The organism is Ruegeria halocynthiae, from assembly GCF_900106805.1.
In the GTDB taxonomy this organism is placed as follows: domain Bacteria; phylum Pseudomonadota; class Alphaproteobacteria; order Rhodobacterales; family Rhodobacteraceae; genus Ruegeria; species Ruegeria halocynthiae.
The window spans coordinates 92076-114384 of the sequence record NZ_FNNP01000003.1; the positions used below are offsets into that span (position 1 = coordinate 92076).

Annotated in this window: 22 protein-coding genes; 15 read left to right on the forward strand and 7 right to left on the reverse strand. The window is 56.8% G+C overall.

What is annotated here, in order from left to right; all coding sequences use genetic code 11:
* Positions 1-22: 22 nt before the first annotated feature.
* Positions 23-1051: a tryptophan--tRNA ligase gene (trpS, locus tag BLU89_RS11070; RefSeq protein ID WP_074736903.1), complete on the forward strand. Its 1029-nt coding sequence runs from the start codon at positions 23-25 to the stop codon at positions 1049-1051.
* A 62-nt stretch (positions 1052-1113) separates the two neighbouring features.
* Here trpS and BLU89_RS11075 read toward each other — a convergent pair whose 3' ends face one another.
* The gene (locus tag BLU89_RS11075; protein WP_074736904.1) at positions 1114-2163 is read right to left on the reverse strand and encodes a Glu/Leu/Phe/Val family dehydrogenase; all 1050 of its coding nucleotides are present in this window, start codon (positions 2161-2163) and stop codon (positions 1114-1116) included.
* Positions 2164-2292: 129 nt separating this feature from the next.
* On the opposite strand from BLU89_RS11075, the gene BLU89_RS11080 reads away from it, so the two are divergent.
* The 13 genes from BLU89_RS11080 to BLU89_RS11140 all read left to right on the forward strand — a co-directional run bounded on the left by BLU89_RS11080 (position 2293) and on the right by BLU89_RS11140 (position 13269).
* Complete coding sequence (locus tag BLU89_RS11080) at positions 2293-2754, forward strand: Lrp/AsnC family transcriptional regulator (RefSeq protein ID WP_074736905.1); 462 nt, start codon at positions 2293-2295, stop codon at positions 2752-2754.
* Positions 2755-2813: 59 nt separating this feature from the next.
* On the forward strand, positions 2814-3677 hold the full coding sequence (locus BLU89_RS11085; RefSeq protein WP_074736906.1) for a branched-chain amino acid aminotransferase: 864 nt from the start codon (positions 2814-2816) through the stop codon (positions 3675-3677).
* A gap of 72 nt (positions 3678-3749) precedes the next feature.
* The gene (locus BLU89_RS11090; protein WP_074736907.1) at positions 3750-4205 is read left to right on the forward strand and encodes a universal stress protein; all 456 of its coding nucleotides are present in this window, start codon (positions 3750-3752) and stop codon (positions 4203-4205) included.
* A 9-nt stretch (positions 4206-4214) separates the two neighbouring features.
* Positions 4215-4814 carry a 2-hydroxychromene-2-carboxylate isomerase gene (locus BLU89_RS11095; RefSeq protein WP_074736908.1) on the forward strand — a complete coding sequence of 200 codons (600 nt, stop codon included), beginning with the start codon at positions 4215-4217 and terminating at the stop codon, positions 4812-4814.
* Positions 4815-4889: 75 nt separating this feature from the next.
* Positions 4890-5453: a NifU family protein gene (locus tag BLU89_RS11100; RefSeq protein WP_074736909.1), complete on the forward strand. Its 564-nt coding sequence runs from the start codon at positions 4890-4892 to the stop codon at positions 5451-5453.
* On the forward strand, positions 5443-6033 hold the full coding sequence (gene tsaB, locus BLU89_RS11105) for a tRNA (adenosine(37)-N6)-threonylcarbamoyltransferase complex dimerization subunit type 1 TsaB (protein ID WP_074736910.1): 591 nt from the start codon (positions 5443-5445) through the stop codon (positions 6031-6033). Before BLU89_RS11100 ends, tsaB begins: the two co-directional genes overlap by 11 nt.
* Positions 6030-6449: a GNAT family N-acetyltransferase gene (locus BLU89_RS11110; RefSeq protein WP_074736911.1), complete on the forward strand. Its 420-nt coding sequence runs from the start codon at positions 6030-6032 to the stop codon at positions 6447-6449. The genes tsaB and BLU89_RS11110 overlap by 4 nt, the downstream gene beginning before the upstream one ends.
* A gap of 147 nt (positions 6450-6596) precedes the next feature.
* Positions 6597-7595 carry a BMP family lipoprotein gene (locus BLU89_RS11115; RefSeq protein WP_074736912.1) on the forward strand — a complete coding sequence of 333 codons (999 nt, stop codon included), beginning with the start codon at positions 6597-6599 and terminating at the stop codon, positions 7593-7595.
* Between the two features lie 89 nt (positions 7596-7684).
* Complete coding sequence (locus BLU89_RS11120) at positions 7685-9214, forward strand: ABC transporter ATP-binding protein (RefSeq protein ID WP_074736913.1); 1530 nt, start codon at positions 7685-7687, stop codon at positions 9212-9214.
* A 3-nt stretch (positions 9215-9217) separates the two neighbouring features.
* Complete coding sequence (locus BLU89_RS11125; RefSeq protein ID WP_074736914.1) at positions 9218-10312, forward strand: ABC transporter permease; 1095 nt, start codon at positions 9218-9220, stop codon at positions 10310-10312.
* Complete coding sequence (locus BLU89_RS11130) at positions 10312-11322, forward strand: ABC transporter permease (protein ID WP_074736915.1); 1011 nt, start codon at positions 10312-10314, stop codon at positions 11320-11322. Before BLU89_RS11125 ends, BLU89_RS11130 begins: the two co-directional genes overlap by 1 nt.
* A gap of 260 nt (positions 11323-11582) precedes the next feature.
* Positions 11583-12503: a sulfite exporter TauE/SafE family protein gene (locus tag BLU89_RS11135; protein ID WP_074737116.1), complete on the forward strand. Its 921-nt coding sequence runs from the start codon at positions 11583-11585 to the stop codon at positions 12501-12503.
* A 1-nt stretch (position 12504) separates the two neighbouring features.
* Positions 12505-13269, forward strand: coding sequence for a TIGR02186 family protein (locus BLU89_RS11140; protein ID WP_245709745.1), 765 nt, complete (start codon positions 12505-12507; stop codon positions 13267-13269).
* 3 nt (positions 13270-13272) lie between these two features.
* Here the strand turns inward: BLU89_RS11140 and BLU89_RS11145 are convergent, their stop codons facing one another.
* The 6 genes from BLU89_RS11145 to BLU89_RS11170 form a co-directional block, all read right to left on the reverse strand.
* Entirely contained in the window at positions 13273-14001 is a 729-nt protein-coding gene (locus tag BLU89_RS11145) for an SDR family oxidoreductase (RefSeq protein WP_074736917.1), read from the reverse strand.
* Entirely contained in the window at positions 13998-15530 is a 1533-nt protein-coding gene (locus BLU89_RS11150) for an ATP-dependent DNA helicase (RefSeq protein ID WP_074736918.1), read from the reverse strand. Before BLU89_RS11150 ends, BLU89_RS11145 begins: the two co-directional genes overlap by 4 nt.
* 60 nt (positions 15531-15590) lie before the next feature.
* Positions 15591-16229: an acyl-homoserine-lactone synthase gene (locus tag BLU89_RS11155; RefSeq protein WP_074736919.1), complete on the reverse strand. Its 639-nt coding sequence runs from the start codon at positions 16227-16229 to the stop codon at positions 15591-15593.
* 83 nt (positions 16230-16312) lie between these two features.
* Positions 16313-17032, reverse strand: coding sequence for a helix-turn-helix transcriptional regulator (locus BLU89_RS11160; protein WP_074736920.1), 720 nt, complete (start codon positions 17030-17032; stop codon positions 16313-16315).
* Positions 17033-17399: 367 nt separating this feature from the next.
* Positions 17400-18686 carry a crotonyl-CoA carboxylase/reductase gene (ccrA, locus tag BLU89_RS11165; protein ID WP_074736921.1) on the reverse strand — a complete coding sequence of 429 codons (1287 nt, stop codon included), beginning with the start codon at positions 18684-18686 and terminating at the stop codon, positions 17400-17402.
* A 112-nt stretch (positions 18687-18798) separates the two neighbouring features.
* Positions 18799-20181: a 1-acyl-sn-glycerol-3-phosphate acyltransferase gene (locus BLU89_RS11170; protein WP_074736922.1), complete on the reverse strand. Its 1383-nt coding sequence runs from the start codon at positions 20179-20181 to the stop codon at positions 18799-18801.
* A 146-nt stretch (positions 20182-20327) separates the two neighbouring features.
* Here BLU89_RS11170 and BLU89_RS11175 point away from each other — a divergent pair, with 146 nt between their 5' ends.
* Positions 20328-22295, forward strand: coding sequence for a protein meaA (locus BLU89_RS11175; RefSeq protein ID WP_074736923.1), 1968 nt, complete (start codon positions 20328-20330; stop codon positions 22293-22295).
* Positions 22296-22309: the final 14 nt, after the last annotated feature.

A 22309-nucleotide genomic window follows, 5' to 3' on the forward strand; every position in this document is an offset into this window, starting at 1 on the left:
TTCCAGACAGGAGTTTCCTTTGATGACCGAGACCCAATTCACGCCCCGCGTGTTTTCCGGCATCCAGCCTTCAGGAAACCTGCACTTGGGCAATTACCTGGGTGCGCTCAAACGTTTCGTGGATATGCAGGGGCCGGAGTTTCAGACCGTCTACTGCATGGTTGACCTCCACGCGATTACCACCTGGCAAGACCCGAAGGACTTGGCGCATTCAACACGCGAACTGTGCGCTGGCTTCATCGCGGCTGGTATCGACCCCGAACATTCCATCCTGTTCAACCAAAGTCAGGTGCCCGAACATGCACAGCTGGCATGGGTATTCAACTGCGTCGCCCGGATGGGATGGATGCAGCGTATGACGCAATGGAAGGACAAGGCAGGCAAGAACCAACAGAACGCCTCGTTGGGTCTGTTTGCATATCCGTCGCTGATGGCTGCGGATATTCTGATCTACCACGCAACCCACGTGCCCGTAGGTGATGATCAGAAGCAGCATCTGGAACTGACCCGCGACATTGCGATCAAGTTCAACAATGACTTCGGCGTTGATTTCTTCCCGATTACCGAACCTGTGATCGAAGGGACGGCAACTCGGGTCATGAGCCTGCGCGACGGGTCCAAGAAGATGTCGAAATCCGATACTTCGGACATGAGCAGGATCAACATGACCGACGACGCAGATGCCATCGCCAAGAAGATCCGCAAGGCCAAAACCGACCCGGATGCTCTGCCATCGGAAATCGACGGTCTTGAAGATCGCCCCGAGGCGCGCAATCTGGTGAATATCTATGCTGCGCTCAACGATCAGACAGCTGAGCAGGTATTGGCAGACGTCGGCGGCAAGCAATTTGGTGATTTCAAGCCGATGCTGGCTGAACTGGCCGTTGAGAAGCTGTCACCGATCTCGTCGGAAATGGCGCGTTTGATGGGTGAAGAGGCTGAGATCGACCAGATTCTAGCGCGCGGTGCTGAACGCGCGCGTACAATTGCGTCCCCGATCTTACAGAAAACCTACGAAATTGTCGGCATGGTTGGCGCAGGCAAGTCCTGACCGTTCAAACAAGACACTGAAACGCCGCCCATTCCGGGCGGCGTTTCTTGTTAGGCGGCTTCTTACGCGGCCTTGGGGTGCAGCATTTCTTGCACGATGGATTCGGCAACCTCATGCGGGCTGACCGCTTCGATCTTGGCCCTTGTCAGAATGCGATCCATCGTCTGTTTGAGCGCCTTTAATCTGTCAGCCACCCAGGCTTCGCGCTCGGCAACACGCAGGATTTCTGTCGCCACGTTTACGATACCTCCGCCGTTGGCGACGAAATCGGGGGCGTACAGAATGCCGCGATGGTGAAGCATCTGCGCGTCGCCGTCGCTGGCCAACTGGTTGTTCGCACCACCCGCCACGGCGCCAACCCGTAAGAGCGGGATGCTCGTTTCGTTGAGGGTACCACCAATCGCGCAGGGGGCAAATATATCGGCCTTAACGTCATAAATCGCATCGGGAGCAACCGCTTGTGCTGAAAACTTCTCAGCTATGCGCGCCGACTGGCGAGCATCGACATCCGTCACGATCAACCGTGCGCCTGCATCATCCAGCAAGTGACACAAATGCGCGCCCACATGGCCAAGACCCTGAACTGATACTGTCAGGCCATTCAGGTTCACCAACCCAAACCGGTGCCGTGCGGTCACACAAATCGCATTGTGTATTCCACGCGCGGTAATTGGGGATGGATCACCACTCGCGAACTGTCCCTCTGCCAGCCCCGCAACAAAGTCAGTTTTGAATCCGATATGCGCCATGTCGATGGGCGTCATCCCCATATCTTCTGCCGTCCAATACTGGCCGCTCAGGCTTTGTACAACTTGCCCGAAAGCCTGCAGCAGCTCTGGCGACTTATCAACTTGTGGATCACCGACAATCACAGCCTTGCCACCCCCAAGAGGAAGATCAGCCGCAGCGTTTTTGAATGTCATGCCCCTTGCCAGTCTCAAGGCATCATTCAGGGCTTCGGCAGTGTGCCCATATGGGTGCATCCGCACACCGCCCGCAGCAGGGCCACGTCGCGTCGAGTGAATCGCGACATAGCCTAAAAGGCCAAGCGCGCTGTCCTTGAATTCAACCACGCGCTCGTGCTCTGGCGCGGCAATGATGGTGATGTCCATTCTTGTCCTCCGGGATTGTCCCAAGATTCTGTCACCTATCGCCGAGTGGTTTTCACCTATTTACCACTATCTTCAAGGATATTTTGGCACTACTCTCTAAAACTGCTCAAACAGATAGAGTTATTCTCCATGGATGACATCGATTCCAAGATAATCCGCGCCATTCAAGTCGATGGGCGCATTACTGTTATTGATCTGGCAGAACATGTCGGGTTGTCCCCGACGCCTTGCGCGCGACGTCTGGATCGGCTGCAACGGGATGGGATCATCACTGGGTACGCAGCTCAGGTGGACCCCGAGCGGCTTGGGTTCGGAGTCACAATCTTCGTGTCTGTCGAACTGGAAAAACAGGACCGCGACGCCATCGATTCATTTGAAAAGGCCATTCGCCGTTGTGATGAGGTGATGGAGTGCTATCTCATGACCGGCTCGCGCGACATTCTGCTGCGTGTGGTTGCCAAAGATCTCAACGCGTTTGACGCCTTTCTGGAAAACCGATTGATGAAAATTCAGGGCATCCGGAACCTACGATCAAATTTTGCTTTGCGCACAATGGTCAAACGTGGATCACTACCTCTGCTGACCGGATAATCTGCTGGACCTCGCGTCAACCCCAACCTAGGTTTTCCCGAAGCTTGAGGGAGGGCGCAATGGCGGTCGGCAAAAACATCCGCACTTATTTTGATGGTCGATGGCATGACGGGGACACCCCGATCATGCGCGCCGCCGACCATGGTGCATGGCTAGGCTCATCGGTTTTTGACGGCGCCCGGTTCTTTGACGGAATGGCCCCGGACTTGGATGCCCATTGCGCCCGTGTGAACCGCTCGGCTGAGGCGCTGATGCTGACACCCTCAGTGACCACCGAACAGATGGTCGATCTGGTTCACGAAGGGTTGCAAAGCTATGAACCTGACGCCGCTGTGTATATTCGCCCCATGTATTGGGGGATCGACGGAGATCACACCGCGATCATCCCACAAGAAAACAGCACAGGTTTCGCGATCTGCCTCGAAGAAATCCCGATGGCACCTGAAACCGCCTCGGCCACGCTGACAACCACGCGATTCCGACGCCCTGTCCTGGAATCGGCTGTGGTTAATGCCAAAGCCGGTTGCCTGTATCCAAACAATGCCCGGATGCTGCAAGAGGCGCGCAGCAAGGGATTTTCGAACGCATTGGTTGCGGACGCGATGGGGCATGTGGCTGAAACTGCAACGGCAAACATCTTCATGGTCCGCGATGGTGAGGTTTTTACCCCGATCCCCAATGGCACGTTCCTTGCAGGAATCACCCGGGCAAGACATATCAAGAACCTGCGGGCCGATGGTGTAGCGGTGCATGAAACCGTCCTCAGTTTCGATGATTTTCATGATGCGGATGAAGTGTTCATGAGCGGCAACATGAGCAAAGTGACCCCAATCACGGCGCTGGATGACACCCAATATCAGGTGGGCCCGATAGCGCGTCGTGCGCGCGCAATGTACTGGGATTGGGCCGCAAGCAATCGCTGACCCGCGCTTGCCTGTTTCAGTTGCCACTGCGCATCCTGTGGGGCATGATCCCGAAAACAAACGAGGACAAACATGCGCAAGTTCCTAGTCGTTCTGGACGACAGCCGCGAATGCCTGAACGCCATGCGATTTGCAGCGATGCGCGCGGCACATACGGGTGGCGGGGTCACGGTTCTATCGGTCATTCCACCAGATGAGTTCAACCATTGGATCGGCGTTGCCGAGGTGATGCGTGAGGAAGCGCGCGAACGCATTCACGCGCATTTCGAGGTGTTCGCCAAATGGATGCGCGACAAGCAGGGGGTTGAACCCGAATTGGCCATTCGTGAAGGCGACCCTGTGGCCGAGATCATCGAGCACGTCCAGTCCGACCCCGAGATTGGCGTTCTGGTGCTGGGCGCCGGCACCGACAAGAAAGGTCCCGGGCCGCTGGTCACCCAGTTGACCCGGAACTCGGGCAGCCTGCCAATTCCGATCACCATCGTGCCCGGCGACCTGAGCAAAGAAAAGTTGGAAGCCATCACCTGAGGCAAACAGATGCCCGCAACTTTGCAGTTTTGGTTCGATTTCGCCTCAACCTATTCCTATCTTAGCGCGATGCGCATCCAACAGGCGGCGACCATGAAAGGGGTTGCCGTAGAGTGGCAGCCTTTTCTTCTGGGCCCGATCTTTGCTGAACAGGGATGGACCACCTCGCCGTTCAAGATCTATCCGGCGAAAGGGCAATACATGTGGCGAGATATGGAGCGGCTTTGTGCAGCCCGTAATCTGCCCTTTCAGCGGCCTGAATCGTTTCCACAAAACAGCCTGAAAGCAGCGCGCTTGGCATTGGCGGTCGAGCAAGGTGATCGGCGGGCAGCTTTTGTTCAGGCCGTCTATTCAACGCAATTCGCTTCTGGGCATGACATCTCGGACCCGGCAGTGCTGTCCGATTGTCTTGCTGCCTCAGGTAGCGCACCAGATGCTGTGCAACGAATGAGCGACCCGAAGATCAAGGCCGATTTGTTCGAACAGGTCGCCCGCGCAAAAGCCCTGCACATCTTTGGCGCACCCAGCTTTATCATCGGCAACGAACTGTTTTGGGGGGATGACCGTCTTGACGATGCGGTTTCCTACGCCTCCTCTTACTTCACCTGAACTTAGAACGATTCCAAATCTTGACTTCCGTCGTCCGGGCGCGCATATCAGATGCATCTTAGACGGAGCCGCGCCATGTTCATTCAAACCGAATCCACACCCAACCCGGCCACACTGAAGTTCCTGCCCGGCCAAACGGTTCTGGACGCGGGCACCGCAGATTTCCCAAGCGCCGAAGCCGCCGAGAAATCTCCACTCGCAAAACGCATTTTTGGCGTGAGCGGCGTGACCGGGGTATTCTTCGGCAACGATTTCGTCACTGTGACCAAATCTGAAGACGTGCAGTGGGATCACATCAAGCCCGCCATCCTCGGCGCTGTTATGGAACACTATCAATCCGGCCAGCCGGTAATGGGTGCCGGGGCAGAAACCGCCTCGGGCCACGCAGAACACACCGGGGAAGATGCGGAAATCGTCAACCAGATCAAAGATCTGCTGGACAGCCGCGTGCGTCCTGCCGTAGCGCAGGACGGTGGCGACATCACATTCCACGGATTTGACCGGGGCGTGGTCTATCTGCACATGCAGGGCGCCTGCGCGGGCTGCCCCTCCTCGACCCTGACGTTGAAAATGGGCATCGAGAACCTGCTGCGCCACTATATCCCTGAGGTGACCGAGGTTCGCCCCGTTGCGGTCTGACCAGACAATACTGGCATTTGACACATCGGCCGCGCATTGCGCGGCCGCTTTGTTGCGAGCAGGCGAGATTGTCGCCACTCGCACCGAGGCGATGACCCGCGGTCAAGCCGAGCGGCTGATGCCCTTGCTGCAAGAACTGCTGACCGAGCACAACTGTACTTGGCAGTGCCTTACAGCCATTGGCGTTGGCATCGGTCCCGGCAACTTTACCGGTATCCGCATTTCTGTATCCGCGGCACGCGGGCTGGCACTTGGGCTGGGCGTGCCTGCGGTCGGCGTATCGGGCTTTGACGCACTGATGGAGTTGGCACCGGCAGGCCATATCCCGGCGATTCCCGCCCCGCGTGATCAGGTTTATCTGCAGCCGGACGGGGAACCGCCTTACCTAACCTCACGTCAGACAGCAGACGCTGCTGGTCCCTTGTATTTCTGCGATCAGCCTGCCCGGCAGGCCTGTGCAATCGCCCGGGTTGCCGCGCGCCAGTACGCGACGATTCAGGCGCCACCCGCTCCGCTATATATCCGTCCGGCGGATGCCGCACCTTCCAGCGACGTTCCACCAGTACTGTTGGACGAATGACCCCAGAGATCATGGCCGATATCCACGCGGCGGCTTTTACCCAGTCCCGCCCCTGGAACGCGGTTGAATTTGCCAATCTTATGGCAAACCGCTTCAATCATACTGTTGGAGATAAACACTCTTTCGCCCTCATTCAGGTAATCGCGGGCGAGGCAGAGCTGATAACAATCGCCACTCATCCGGATTATCAACGACGCGGGCTGGCACGGCGGGTGATGACAGACTGGCATACCAAGGCGCGCGTTCTCGGGGTATCCCGTGCCTTTCTGGATGTCGCGTCCGACAATCTTCCGGCCATATCCCTGTATCAGGCTTTCGGATACACTCCGTGCGCGACACGTAAGGGGTATTATCGTCGTGAAAACTGCCATAACGTTGATGCAATCGTCATGGAATGCCGGTTGAGCGGAAAATAATCGCCATTTTAGACCACCCGGTCAAAAATCAGTTGATCGAAGCTGTTGCAAACGGCTTTAATTCCCGCCATCACAACAGGTATGCTCGCTCTGAGTGGGTGCCGGGCCGTTCAGTCCCGGACCGATAGTAGCCAACGGGAGTAACAGATGACCATTTTGAAATCCTTGATGGGCGCCGCCGCTGCGGTCGCACTGACAGCAGGCGCGGCGATGGCCGAACCGGCCCTGATCTTTGATCTGGGCGGCAAATTCGACAAGTCGTTCAACGAAGCCGCGCATAACGGCGCGTCGCGTTGGGCCGAAGAGACCGGCGGCAGCTATCGCGAGATTGAGATGCAATCCGAAGCCCAGCGCGAACAGGCTCTGCGTCGTTTTGCCGAGGCGGGCTCGAACCCGATCATCACCATGGGCTTCGGCATGGCCGATCCGCTCAGCGCTGTTGCCTCTGACTATCCGGATACCACCTTCGTTGTGGTCGACGTGACCTGGCTGGATGCACCAAATGTGCGTCAGGTTGGCTTTGCCGAGCATGAAGGCTCGTATCTGGTTGGCATGATGGCGGCTATGGCATCGAAATCCGGCACGGTGGGCTTCATCGGTGGCATGGACGTTCCGCTGATCCGTCATTTTGGCTGCGGCTATGCGCAAGGCGCCAAGGCAGTGAACCCGGACATCAACGTTGTGGCCAACATGACCGGCACAACTCCGGCAGCGTGGAATGATCCCGTAAAAGGGTCCGAGCTGACCAAGGCGCAGATCAGTCAGGGTGCTGACGTCGTTTATGCTGCAGCTGGCGGAACCGGCGTTGGTGTACTTCAGACCGCCGCTGATGAAGGCATCCTGTCGATCGGCGTCGACAGCAACCAGAACCACCTGCACCCCGGCAAGGTTCTGACCTCGATGTTGAAGCGCGTTGACGTGGCCGTTTACGATGCGATGAGCGCGGGCGATGATGTTGAAACCGGCGTTTTCACCATGGGCCTGGCCGAAGATGGCGTTGGCGTTTCGATGGACGAAAACAATGCCGAGTTGGTTTCGGATGACATGAAAGCAGCCGTGGACAAAGCCCGTCAGGACATCATCGACGGCAATGTCTCGGTCGTCAGCTACTACGAGAACGACAGCTGCCCGGCACTGCAGTTCTGATAACACACGGGGCGAAGGCATTGAACTTCGCCCCGAACCCACTCTGCCGCGACACGCATCGCGGCGCTTTCGGCAATTGAGGACAAGACATGACCGTCCCCGCCATTGAGCTCAAAGGGATTTCCAAAGCCTTTGGGCCGGTTCAGGCCAACAAGGATATTTCCATCAGCGTCGCCCCCGGCACGATCCACGGGATCATCGGAGAAAACGGTGCGGGCAAATCCACCCTGATGAGTATCCTCTATGGTTTTTACAAAGCCGACAAAGGCGAAATCTGGATCAACGGCCAAAAGACCGACATCCCTGACAGCCAGGCGGCCATCGCCTCGGGCATCGGGATGGTGTTTCAGCATTTCAAGCTGGTCGAGAATTTCACCGTTCTGGAGAACATTGTTCTCGGCGCTGAAGATGGCGGCCTGCTGGCCCCTTCGCTGGCGAAGGCCCGCAAAGAACTGAAAGCGCTGGAAGAAGAATACGAACTGTTTGTCGACCCCGACAAGCGCATCGATGAGATCGGCGTGGGAATGCAGCAGAGGGTCGAAATTCTCAAGGCGCTTTACCGCAAGGCCGAGATTCTGATTCTGGACGAGCCGACGGGCGTTCTGACACCTGCCGAGGCCGATCAGTTATTCCGCATTCTCGACCGGCTGAGGTCCGAAGGGAAGACGATTATCGTGATCACGCATAAGCTGCGAGAGATCATGGAAAACACCGATACGGTCTCGGTAATGCGTCGGGGCGAGATGACGGCGACTGTCAAAACCGCAGACACAAACCCGCAGGAGCTGGCCGAGTTGATGGTCGGCCGCAAAGTGCTGTTGCAGGTCGACAAAGTGCCCGCACAGCCGGGCAAACCGGTTCTTGAGATTGAGAACCTGAGCGTTACCGACTCGGCCGGGGTTGAACGTGTCAAAGGCATCGACCTGAGTGTCCGCGCGGGTGAGATTGTGGGCATCGCTGGGGTCGCCGGAAATGGACAATCAGAATTGCTTGAGGTCCTGGGCGGGATGCGTCCCGGTCAGGGGTCGATCAAGCTGAACGGTGAACGCCTCGCAATGCACGGTCCCGGCTCGGATGGGCAGGCGCGGCGCGCGCAGGGCGTCGCACATGTGCCAGAAGACCGCCAGCGCGAAGGCCTGATCATGGATTTCTACGCGTGGGAGAACGTCGCCTTTGGCTATCACCGCGACCCTGCGTACAAACGCGGGCTGTTCATGGACAACGCCGCCCTGCGCGCCGATACCGAAGCCAAGATCGAGAAGTTTGACGTGCGCCCGCCCAATGGCTGGCTGACTGCAAAAAGCTTCTCGGGCGGCAACCAACAAAAGATCGTCGTTGCACGAGAAATCGAGCGGAACCCCGACCTTCTGCTGGTTGGCCAACCCACGCGCGGCGTGGATATCGGTGCCATCGAGTTTATTCACAAACAGATCGTCGCTCTGCGCGATCAGGGCAAGGCGATCCTGCTGGTTTCAGTCGAGTTGGAAGAGATTTTCTCACTCTCGGACCGGATCGCGGTGATGTTTGACGGACATATCATGGGCGAGCGTCTGCCCGCTGAGACGGATGAAAAAGAGCTGGGCCTGCTGATGGCCGGTGTTGCAGGAGAGGCCGCCTGAACCATGGAAAAAATGCCTAAATGGGCCGATGTGGTGCTGATCCCGATAATCAGCCTGCTCTTGGCCACAATCCTTTCGGCAATCGTCATCCTGGCCATTGGGGAAGACCCTATTGAGGCGGTCAACCTGATGGTCACAGGTGCACTGGGTTCGACCTATGGCTGGGGCTATACGCTTTATTACGCGACAAACTTCATCTTCACCGGTCTCGCGGTGGCTGTCGCCTTCCACGCGCGCCTGTTCAACATTGGCGGCGAAGGCCAGGCCATGTTGGGCGGGCTGGGCGTCGCGATTGTCTGTCTGTCTGTGCCCTGGCCTCACTGGACCATTGCTTTACTTGCCGCGTGTGCTGCATCAATGATCTTTGGCGCAGCTTGGGCCGCGATTCCTGCTTATCTGCAGGCCAAGCGGGGCAGTCATATCGTGATCACTACGATTATGTTCAACTTTATCGCCGCCGCATTCCTGAACTACATGCTGGTCAACGTGATGCGCCCGCAGGGCTCACAGGATCCAGCGACGGCACGCTTCCCCGAAGCGGTGCATCTGCCCACGTTCCAATCGATGTTTTCAACGGCCGAAAACGTGATGTTTCGCGGAGCGCCCGCGAACATCTCGTTCTTCGTAGCAATCCTTGCGTGTTTTGTTGTCTGGGCCCTGATCTGGCGGACCCGGCTGGGCTATGAAATCCGTGCCTATGGCCACTCTGAAACTGGTGCAGTGTATGCTGGGATCTCGCCCGTACGGATCACCGTTATTGCCATGCTGATCTCAGGCGCATTGGCCGGGCTGATGGCCATTAACAACGTGATGGGTGAAGCCGAACGGTTAGTGCTGAACGCTACCGAAGGCGCGGGTTTCATCGGTATAGCCGTGGCACTGATGGGTCGATCACATCCGTTCGGAGTATTTCTGGCCGCTATTCTGTTTGGGTTCCTGTATCAGGGTGGGGCTGAACTCGCGCTGTGGACGTCCATTCCACGCGAACTGATTGTGGTAATTCAGGCATTGGTAATCCTGTTTACCGGCGCGCTGGACAACATGGTGCGCATACCACTTGAAAAGCTTTTCATGGCTCTGCGGAAGGGGTCGGCCTGATGGATTTCTTCCTGACACTCGTCCAGGTTCTGGATTCGACCATCCGTCTGGCAACGCCCCTGCTTCTGGCCTGTCTGGCTGGGCTCTATTCCGAACGCGCGGGCATCTTCGATATCGGCCTTGAAGGCAAGATGCTGATGGCAGCATTCTTCTCGGCTGCGGTCGCTGCCGTGACCGGCTCGGTCTGGCTGGGGCTGCTCGCCGGCATCGCGGCGTCTCTGGTCCTTTCAGCACTACATGGGTTTGCGTCGATCACGTTCCGGGGCAATCAGCTGATCTCGGGAGTCGCGATCAACTTCCTGGCCTCAGGCATGACGGTTCTTATCGCTCAGAGCTGGTTCAAGCAGGGCGGTCGCACGCCGTCGTTGTTCGGAGAAGGGCGGTTTGAATCTGCAGAGTTCCCTTATGCAATCGGTCCGGAGGATGCCGAACTAACAGGTCGCCCGGTTTCCGAGCTGATGTCTGAAACCAATGCCCTGCATTTGGCCTATTCCGAGCTTCTGTCTGGTCATTCCATTCTGGTCTATGTCGCTTTCTTGATGGTGCCTCTGACCTGGTGGATTCTATTCCGCACCCGGTTCGGGCTGCGTCTACGTGCAGTCGGGGAAAACCCTGCGGCGGTGGATACCGCTGGGGTCTCGGTTGTTGGTCTCCGTTACGCAGCAGTTGCGATATGCGGTGTGCTATGTGGCATCGCGGGTGCCTACCTTGCCACAGCCCTGCAAGCCGGGTTCGTAAAGGAAATGACTGCGGGCCGGGGATTCATCGCACTGGCTGCGCTGATCTTTGCAAAGTGGCGGCCCTGGCACGCAATGTGGGCCTGCCTGTTGTTCGGATTGTTGCAAGCCGTCGCCCTGCGATTCCAGAACATTGATTTGGGCGGGGTTGTGATACCCGTGCAGGTCATGGACGCCCTGCCCTATATCCTGACCGTAGTGATTCTTGCCGGATTCGTAGGCAAGGCCATACCGCCGCGAGCGGGTGGAGAGCCCTACGTCAAAGAGCGCTGATAGTGCCAGTTCAGGACTGTCCCTCGGTCCTGTTTGCTGCGAAGCGGCATACAGAGTTGATTTTGTATGCCGCAACCGCTCTAAGGGGGTATGGACGTGTCCCGCATCAGTTCCGCAGCCAAGTTCTCGGTCGTTTTCAGGTTGAGCCACGGAATCAAACGGATGGCCCTACCCGGCACGCGCGCTTCGTCTTTTGAGATTTATGTAATCACTTGCTATACCGCGTCGTGTGGTACGGCCTGTTCCGACTAGAAGAAGCCATGCAGATTTACCTCCCGATTGCCGAAGTTTCCGTAAATGCCTTTCTGCTGTTTGGTTTGGGTGGGATGGTTGGCATCCTGTCCGGAATGTTTGGCGTTGGCGGCGGGTTCCTGATGACCCCACTGCTGTTTTTCATTGGCATTCCACCCGCGGTCGCTGTGGCAACCGAGGCCAACCAGATCGTAGCCTCTTCGTTTTCGGGGGTGCTGGCGCATTTCAGGCGTCGAACAGTTGACCTGAAGATGGGTACGGTCCTGTTGATCGGGGGCCTTGCAGGCGCCGCACTGGGCGTGATCGTGTTCAACTATCTCAAAAGTCTTGGGCAGGTCGATCTGCTGGTCAAACTCTGCTACGTGGTTTTCCTTGGGATAATCGGCAGCCTGATGTTCATCGAAAGCCTTAATGCGATACGCAAGTCACGCAAGGGCGGCACGCCTCCTCCGAAACGGCGCCAGCGTGGATGGATTCACGCCATGCCGTTCAAAATGCGGTTCCGCACGTCGGGCCTGTATATCTCGGTCATACCACCGGTGATTATCGGCCTGTTCGTGGGCGTCTTATCCGCTATTATGGGCGTCGGTGGTGGGTTCATCATGGTACCCGCGATGATCTATCTTCTGGGTATGCCCACCAAGGTGGTGGTCGGTACTTCGTTGTTTCAGATCATCTTTGTAACCGCCTTTACCACCATGTTGCACGCCACGACCAACTATACTGTTGATGTCGTATTGGCAGTTCTGCTGCTGGTTGGTGGTGTGGTCGGAGCACAGATCGGGACTGTTATCGGTGCACGAATGCCAGCTGAACAATTGCGCGTTCTACTGGCTGCGCTGGTGCTTGTGGTCTGCGGCAAACTGGCGCTTGATCTGCTGCTGCAGCCGTCCGAACTGTACTCGCTTGGCGATGCGGGAGGGCACTGAGATGTTACGTCTGATCACCCTTCTCTGCCTGATCTGTCTGCCCGCCTATGCAACCGAAGAACAGGTTGTACTAGGCCTCAGCCAGGATCGCGTCTCAATCACGGCTGATTTCGACGGCTCCGAGATCCTGATTTTCGGAGCCGTAAAGCGCGAGGCCCCGATCCCGGAAGGCCCCCCGCTTGAAGTCATCGTTTCCGTCGTCGGCCCATCCGAGCCTGTCACAGTGCGGCGCAAAGAGAAACGGTTTGGCATCTGGATCAACACTGACAGCCTTGTCGTTGATCTGGCCCCAAGCTTCTACGCCGTCGCCACGAGCGCACCGTTTAACGAGGTTCTGACCAATACTGAAGATCTTCGGTACAGAGTCTCGATCGAGCGTGCAATCCGGTCGGTCGGTGCCGATATGAGTATTCAGGGCGCGCAGAATTTTTCAGAAGCAGTCATTCGCATTCGTGAACATGAAGGGCTGTATTCGATCCGGCAAAACACGGTGGCTGTGGACGAACAGACACTGTTCCGTACGTCGATCGACATGCCGTCGGACCTGACAGAGGGCGACTACACCGCCCGCATCTTTCTGACCAGAAGCGGTATGGTTGTCTCGACCTTTGAAACCGCAATTGATGTTCGCAAGGTCGGACTCGAGCGAATTCTCTATACCATGTCCCGTGAACAGCCGATCTGGTACGGGCTTATGTCGCTGGCCATTGCGATTGCCGCAGGTTGGGGTGCATCAACTGCCTTCCGCCTTTTGCGCCAGAACTGATCGTCATCCACGACCGACATAGGGCATTGTCGTGGCCATGACCGTCATGAACTGAACATTTGCCTCAGGCGGCAGTTCGGCCATATGCAAGACTGAACGGGCCGCATCGCCGACATCCATTGTAGGATCTGGCCTCTGACCATCGGCGATGGCCTTTTCCACCAGATCCTGAACCATCGGAGTGCGCGCATTGCCGATATCGATTTGCCCACAGGCAATGCCAAGCTCACGCCCGTCCAAGGACAAGCTGCGCGTCAGCCCTGTAATCGCATGTTTTGTCGCCGAATAGTGCACTGAGTTGGGGCGCGGCACATGAGCGGCAATTGAACCGTTATTGATAATCCGCCCGCCCTGCGGTGACTGCGCCCGCATCGCCGCAAACGCCGCGCGGGCGCACAGGAACATGCCATTCAGGTTCACATTGACCGAATTGTACCAATCCTCAAGCGCGATCTCATCGATTTTACCTCCGGCTGCGAAAATGCCTGCGTTGTTGAACAGCGCGTCCAGACGACCTGATTGATTTACAAAGTAATTGAAGGCCTGCGCGACCGCTTCCGCATTGGTCACATCCGCAATCAGCGGGATGGCTGAGCCGTTACCCCGCGCCATTTCCTCAAGCTTTTCAGCGCTGCGCGCTAAAAGCCCGACGGTCCAACCTTCTGCGAGAAACAGCTCGGCGGTGGCGCGACCAATACCCGAGCTGGCACCTGTCACAATGATCGTCTTCATGTCTCTTCCGCCTCCAATGTCAATGACGGCGCAGCTACCGTCCGGAGGTCATCCACACGCAGTGGATAGGTTGGCTTGGACAACCTGTTTCGCACCACCCAGATCAGCCGTTCCTGTGCCCGGGTAATGGCAACATAGGCCAGACGTTTCCACAACGGCTGCCCCGCCTCGGGTCGACCCATTCGGGCGGCAGCATAAATGTCCGGGGCAAAGACCTGCACCGTATTCCATTGCGACCCCTGCGCCTTGTGAATCGTTACGGCGGCGCCATGCAGGAAGGTTGCCCCCATGCGAGCAGCGAAGGGTATGAACGGCTCTTCCTCGTCCGGTTTTTCGATCTGCACGATTGACGCCGCCGAAACTTGCGGGTCTTCGGCACCCATCACATGCAAGCGCGAAAAACCCGGTTTGCGACCGGGACCAAGGTAGATGACCTGCGCCCCTTTGATCAGTCCGCGCGCCTCAAGATCCAATCGTTTCTTGCGATGTTTCAGGGGCAATTCAATACCATCGCAAATCAGCGGCTCACCTTCCAGCAACTCGGTCTCCGGAGCGCCATGTACGGTGCGGAACGCCTGAATCAGCCGGATGCGGGTCGCATTGCGCCAGACCAGAACCGGGCTACGTGCCATCAGATCAACCTCAACCCTTTGGCCCCAAATGACGCGATCATCCTTGCGGGCGGTTTCCTCGATCAGGCGTTCGAAATCCTCGAACCCCATTGTGGGGTCTGACAGAGCATGGGCCAGATCAAGGATTGGATTGTCTGCTGTCTGTCTATGTACGCGATGCAATACCTGCTTGCGCGGCTCTGGCAGTCCTTCGAAGACCATCGAGCCAGATTGATTGACAGGGGCCAACTGCGCTGGATCGCCAAACAATAACAGCGTCGGAAAAATCTCCTGCAAATCCTCGAACTGCCGATCATCCAACATCGAGGCTTCATCCACAAATCCGATATCCAGCGGCTCGTCCCGGCGTTTCCAACCGGTGATGAAATCCGATCCTCTCAGACCAGCAGCTGCCAGCGCACCAGGTATGGATTTGTTATTGGAATAAAATGCCGCCGCGCGATCAAGGGCTTCATCCGTCAGCCCTTCGATTTCGGGTCGTTCATCATTGCCCGCCAGCCACTCGGCAATGCGCTCGTACTCTGGGTCGTAGACAGGGGTGTAAAGAATGCGGTGGATCGTCGTCGCCGGAACTCCACGCAACCGCAGTACACTGGCAGCCTTGTTCGTCGGCGCAAGAATTGCAAGGCTGCGTTTGTCGCGGGCTTTTCGGCTTTCAAAATCACCCGAGATCAGATTGACTCCCGTCTCGGCTAAAGCCTTGTAAAGTTCTGCCAACAACAGGGTTTTTCCTGATCCTGCCTTGCCAACGACTGCCATCACCCCAGACTTCCCGTTGCCGGGCAGCTTCAATAGCGCGTCATCTTCAAGGTCCACACCAGCGGAACGCAACATCTCGGCGATATTGTCAAAGGCAGCGGCCTGATCTTCGGAAAAGGTTACTTGGGGAAAGGACATGGCGCGACCCTACAGGGACGCGCCGCGCGCCACCAGATACGGATTATGATTTCCGCCTCTTCAGGCGGACAGCGCAAATCGATGCTGCGCCCTGTTGCCAAAAGCAGTTCTGAACCACAGGCGCGACAGCTCGCGCGGGATACCGGCCCGGGCAGAGACACGGTTGCAATCTTCGGCCGAATAAGGCCACAAACCCACGGAAATTTGGTCTCGCCCCGACCCTTCGCATCCCAGAACCACCGGCGAAGAGCCGATCATCCGGTAAATCCGGATCATGCGCGCATCGAAGACGCCTGCAATATGAGTCAGGCCGAACCCCTCCATCACCTCACCGCCGCTGAGCATGATAGCGCCCGCAGTATGGGCGCTGGCAGTGCGCGACAGACAAAAGCGTGTCACCTCCCAGATCAGAGGGCTGTGGATCGGCTTGCCGCCGGTGAGGTGTCCGAATATGTCGTTCACCATGACCGGACCTGTTGTCGGCAATATCCGCATCGACCCGCCGTGGCTGCCATCCGCCTCTTCCCAGATGATATAAAGCGGGTTTAGATCATCGTACTGGTCCCGCTCTTCGCCCTTTTCGTTAATCTTTACGTCCCAGCCGAGACGGGTTTTGAACTGATCGGCGCGATCCCTGAACATCCCCCTGGCCAATTCCGGAAATTTATGCAGCTCATCAGCATACAGATAACGCAACATGACATGTTCCCCTTGTCGTCCACACTTGGAACAAAGGGGGTACAAACACGTGGTTAATTTAAGATGAGACCACCGTACGGTCGTTAAACGACTATTAATCCTCTACTGAGTGCGGTGGCGATTGCATGAGTCGTATTCTGTGCTCCGAGTTTCGAGCGTGCGCTTTCGATATAGGCTCTGAGCGTGTGTTCCGAGATCGAAAGAGAATGCGCCACTTGCGCCCTGCTGTAGCCAAGCGCCAGCAACGTCATGGCATCTATTTCACGGGGGGACAGTCCACGCGTTGTTTCGGGCTGTCTATTTTTGGCGAATTCCAGCGCCTTACGGTTAAGGAAGTGCGCGACCAGAATCAAATCGCGACCATGTGTGTCGATAAACGCCTGCCAGCCCGCATCATCGCAAGTGTTATTGACTGTAAACAACGCGAACTGTCCACTGGGGCCCCTCAGTGGGATCGAATAGCCCTGATTACCAACGCCATGCTCCTGCGCATCCTGCAGGAAAGACCTGACTGCTTTTCCCGACCAATTCAGCTGTTTCCAGTCCACCGCGTGAAAGCGCTGAAAGCAGCCCAGAATGACCGGATCAATCCGATGATAGTTCTTGTCGCGATATTGCTTATCCCAGGCATCCGGATAGGTCGTAAACCCATACTGATCCCCAGCACCATCCACCCAGTGATAGGTAATGTGATCAATTTGCAGCTGGTCCCGTAATTGGACCAATACGGCGGCCAGCTCCTCAAGCGTGCTGGTGTTTTCCAAATCCTCGAGGATTTGACTCAAATCGAACTTTGTTCCCATTCGCGGGCGCGCAAGCCTCATCCTTTGAGGACGCAATCTCGGCCGCAGCGATCAGCCTTGTATCATCAAGCTGCTCGGCAAGCGCGCTCAACCCGTTCGCCACCGCAAAGGCGTTGAGGTCCGACAGAACGTCCAATATCCACTCATTTTGCGCCATCAGGGTGTCCCCGAAATAGTTAACGAAGGGTTAACACAACCATAACATGTACAGACTATTTCGTCCTATTCACTGCTTTCTACTCCCCAGAAATAGCGAGGTGTGAACTTACAAGTTATTGAAAATAAACAGATACTGCAGAAACGGAAAACACCCGCAAGGGCCAATCTGCGCCTTGCGGGTGTTGTGGATGTCGAATGGCTGAGACCGTTAGTCGCGGGCAGCCAGTACCTCTTCAAGAGTACGCATTCCGGTATGCGGGGCCTGTACAAGCACCGACATGTTGCCCGGCTTGTGTTCATTCCGCATCATCTTCATGTGCGCCTCAGGCAGATCCTGCCAGGTGAACACCTCGGACATACAGGGATCGAGACGACGCTCGACCATCAGCTGGTTCGCGGCTGAGGCCTGCTTGAGATGTGCAAAGTGTGACCCTTGCAGGCGTTTTTGGTGCATCCACATATAGCGGACGTCAAAGGTCAGGTTGTAACCTGTGGTTCCGGCACAGATCACGACCATGCCGCCCTTTTTGACCACGAATGTCGAAACCGGGAATGTGCTTTCACCCGGATGTTCGAACACCATGTCAACGTTGACGCCTTTGCCGGTGATATCCCAGATGGCCTTACCGAACTTGCGGGCCTCTTTGAACCAGTCGGCGTATTCAGGTGTGTTGACCGTAGGCAACTGACCCCAGCAATTGAAGTCCTTACGGTTCAGAACGCCCTTGGCGCCCAGTCCCATAACAAAGTCACGCTTGCTCTCGTCCGAGATCACACCGATCGCATTTGCACCCGCAGTGTTGATCAGCTGGATCGCATACGATCCCAGACCGCCCGACGCACCCCAAACCAGAACGTTTTGGCCGGGCTTCAGATCATGCGGCTCGTGCCCGAACAGCATCCGGTATGCGGTCGCCAGTGTCAGAGTGTAGCAAGCGCTTTCTTCCCAGGTCAGGTGCTTGGGGCGCGGCATTAGCTGTTGCGACTGAACGTTGGTAAATTGCGCAAACGACCCGTCCGGAGTTTCGTAGCCCCAGATACGCTGGCTGTCCGAATACATCGGGTCGCCACCGTTGCAGGCCTCATCGTCGCCGTCATCCTGATTGCAATGGATCACAACCTCATCGCCGACTTTCCAGCGCTTTACCTTGTCACCGACAGCCCAGACGATGCCCGAGGCATCCGAACCCGCGATATGGAAAGGCTGCCCGTGACCGTCAAACGGGCTGATAGGCTTGCCCAGAGAAGCCCAGACACCGTTATAGTTCACGCCTGCCGCCATTACGAGAACCAGCACTTCGTGGCTGTCCAGCGTGGGAACATCAACGACTTCCAGCTGCATGGCCGTGTTCGGCTCGCCATGGCGTTCCTTACGGATGGCCCATGCGTACATTTTCTTGGGCACGAATCCCATCGGAGGAATTTCACCCATCTCATAGAGGTCTTTTTCCGGCGCCTCATACGACGCGATACCGGTATCGACATCCAAAGCCATGTTGGCCTCCTTCTATCCATCTATTGCCGCGCCGCAGAATCGCGGCTTTCCACAGATGGAATATTAACCTATGGGTAATATTGCAACCATTTTTGGTGCTGTTTTTGTAATTTTATGACCCAGCAGGTGCAGAAATATATTCTGCACCTGCATCATCTTCTTGTCCACTGGCAGGAACAGAAGCTGACGCATAATATGCCAACAACTCGGTCCGCTCGCCGGACGGGCGTAGAACCCCATTCTCACGCAGCAGAATTCGGCGCTCGACCAACTGATTGAGCGCATCTCCAATCGCCTCTTCACCGTCATGCACCACAGCCTCGCCGCCCAGCTTCATCAATCGGGATCTCAGATCTTCTTCCGACATCTGCCCCTCCTGCTGAATCAGTCGGCACGCAGCAGGAACTGGAACAAACGGTATTGCATTCCCAATCCTGCGCATGAGTTCGCGGGCCAGATCAGTCGTCAGATCACGTTCGTGCGATACCCTGAACTCTTTCAGGGATATTGGTGTGGCGTATCGAACCGAGGCAATCCCGAATCTCTTGTAACGCCCAATGAGCCGCCGCCAGATTTGTTTCAGGGTCCAGCGCGTGATAACGCCAATCCGGGCACGGAAGCGGCGCTCGCTATCCTTTGCCGCTGCGGTCAGATTGGAATCTTCGAGCACCCGGTCGTAATTCAGTGCCACGGGAACAAACACCACATCTCGCCCTTTCGGCTCGGCTCCATCAACGATGTATTTCAGCAGACCAAGTTTGGGGCGCCCCAGCTGACCTGTCAGACTCAACCCGCCTTCTGGGAACATGGCTTGCGTTACACCCGCTTCGGTCGCGTGCCGCACGTAACTTGCCAGCACCTGTCGATACAGGTCGCTGCCTGACTTGCGGCGAATGAAGTAAGCCCCCATGGCACGAATCAATCGGCTCAGCGGCCAGACGCGCGCCCATTCGCCCACCGCATATGACAACGCCGAATGATCTGCTGCCAAATACGTGACGAGCACGTAATCCATGTTGCTGCGATGGTTCATGACATAAACGACCGTCGCATCGGGGTCGATACTGTCCAGCGCCGCTTTGTTCTCATAGCTCAACTGAACATTGTAAAAGGCGTTGCTCAACATGCGTGCAAAGCGGATTGCAATGCTGAAATACGCAACTGTCGAAAAAGAAGGCGCGATCTCGCGCGCATATCGACGCGCCTTCTCTGAGGCGACCGCGTCCGGCACACCTTCCTCTTTGGCATGTTGCTGAACCGCCTTGCTGACCTGAGGATCATAGATCAGTCGCTGAATCATATCGTGGCGCCCGGCCAGCTTGAACGGCTGGATCGGACGCTGCAGGCGCTTGTTCAGCCGTGCGACAGCACGCTCCAGGCGGCGACGAAAAAACCATCGCACCGACGGGAACAGAAAATGCGACGCGAATGTGACCGCAGCAAACAACACGATCAGCACAAACAGCCAGAGCGGAATTTCCACAGTGTGCATCATTTGGGCACAGTGCCATCAATTGCGACCGCTCACAATCTGCAGAAACCGGACGATGCCGCAACGCAGCGAATTGACATATGTCGAAAATTGCGATTTATCACCAAGGAACGTAATTTTGTTACCCATCGACCCACGAGGCCCGACCAATGACGCAGACGCAGAAAGATCGCCCCTGGCTCATCCGAACCTATGCCGGTCACTCCACGGCCAAAGCGTCAAATGCGCTGTACCGCTCTAATCTGGCCAAAGGTCAGACCGGGTTGTCGGTGGCATTCGACCTGCCCACCCAGACCGGGTATGACAGCGACCACATTCTGGCGCGCGGCGAGGTAGGCAAAGTCGGTGTGCCAATCTGCCATCTGGGGGATATGCGGGGCCTGTTCGATCAGATTCCGCTGGAACAGATGAACACCTCGATGACGATCAATGCGACTGCTCCTTGGCTTTTGGCACTCTACATTGCGGTCGCCGAGGAACAGGGCGCGGATGTCGCGAAATTACAGGGCACCGTACAGAACGATCTGATCAAGGAATATCTGAGCCGCGGTACCTATGTGTGCCCGCCCAAGCCTTCGCTGAAGATGATCGCGGACGTGGCCGAGTATTGTTATGACAATGTGCCCAAATGGAACCCAATGAATGTGTGTTCGTACCACCTGCAAGAGGCTGGTGCGACGCCTGAGCAAGAGCTGGCCTATGCGCTGGCAACCGCCATTGCCGTGTTGGACGAACTGCGCCCGCGCGTTCCCGCCGAGGATTTCCCAGCGCTGTGTGGACGGATTTCGTTTTTTGTGAATGCGGGCATCCGGTTTGTCACTGAAATGTGTAAAATGCGCGCGTTCGTAGATCTTTGGGATGAGATTCTGCAGCAGCGCTATGGCATCGACGACCCCAAATTCCGCCGGTTCCGCTATGGCGTTCAGGTGAATTCATTGGGATTGACCGAACAGCAACCAGAAAACAATGTCTACCGCATCCTGATCGAGATGCTGGCCGTCACCCTGTCAAAACGGGCCCGCGCCCGGGCTGTTCAACTACCCGCTTGGAACGAAGCCCTTGGTCTGCCACGCCCCTGGGACCAGCAATGGTCGATGCGGATGCAACAGATCCTCGCATATGAAACCGACCTTCTGGAGTATGGCGACCTGTTTGACGGCAACCCGGTTGTCGATGCCAAAGTGGAAGAACTCAAGAATGGGGCGCGGGCCGAACTTTCGAACCTCGAATCGATGGGCGGCGCGGTCGCTTCGATCGAATACATGAAATCCCGGTTGGTTGAATCCAACGCGGAGCGCCTGAACCGGATTGAACGCAACGAGACCGTAGTCGTTGGCGTCAATAAATGGACCGAGGGCGAAACCTCGCCCCTGCAAACCGACGATGGCGGCATTATGGTCGTCGATCCAGCGGTCGAGCTGGAACAGATCGGGCGATTGAACGACTGGCGCGCGAACCGGGATGACGCCGCCGTGACTGCGGCGTTGCAGGCCTTGCGCGAAGCAGCCCGATCCGGTGCCAATGTGATGGCCCCCTCAATTGCAGCAGCCAGAGCGGGTGTTACAACCGGAGAATGGGCTGAAGAAATGCGCAAAGCTTACGGCACCTATCGCGGACCGACAGGCGTTTCGGGGTCGGTTTCGAACAAAACCGAGGGGCTGGAAAATTTGCGCGCCGCGGTCGATGCGGTGAGCGATCGGCTGGGACGCAGGCTGAAGTTTCTTGTCGGCAAACCCGGTTTGGACGGGCATTCGAACGGGGCAGAGCAGATCGCGTTTCGTGCACGCGACTGCGGAATGGACATCAGCTATGAGGGTATCCGCCTGACCCCCGAGGAAATCGTGTCCGCCGCCCAGGAAAACGGTGCACATGTCATCGGCCTCTCTATCCTCTCTGGCAGTCACCTGCCGCTGGTGAAAGACGTGATGGCGCGCCTGACCGAGGCGGGCCTGACCGACATCCCGGTCATCGTTGGTGGGATCATTCCCGATGAGGATGCCGATGCCCTGCGCGCAATGGGGGTGGCTAAAATCTATACTCCAAAGAACTTTGAGCTGAACGCGATCATGGGCGATATCGTGACTTTGGTAGACCCAAAGGAAATCGCTGCAGAGTAGAAAAAGATTTTCGC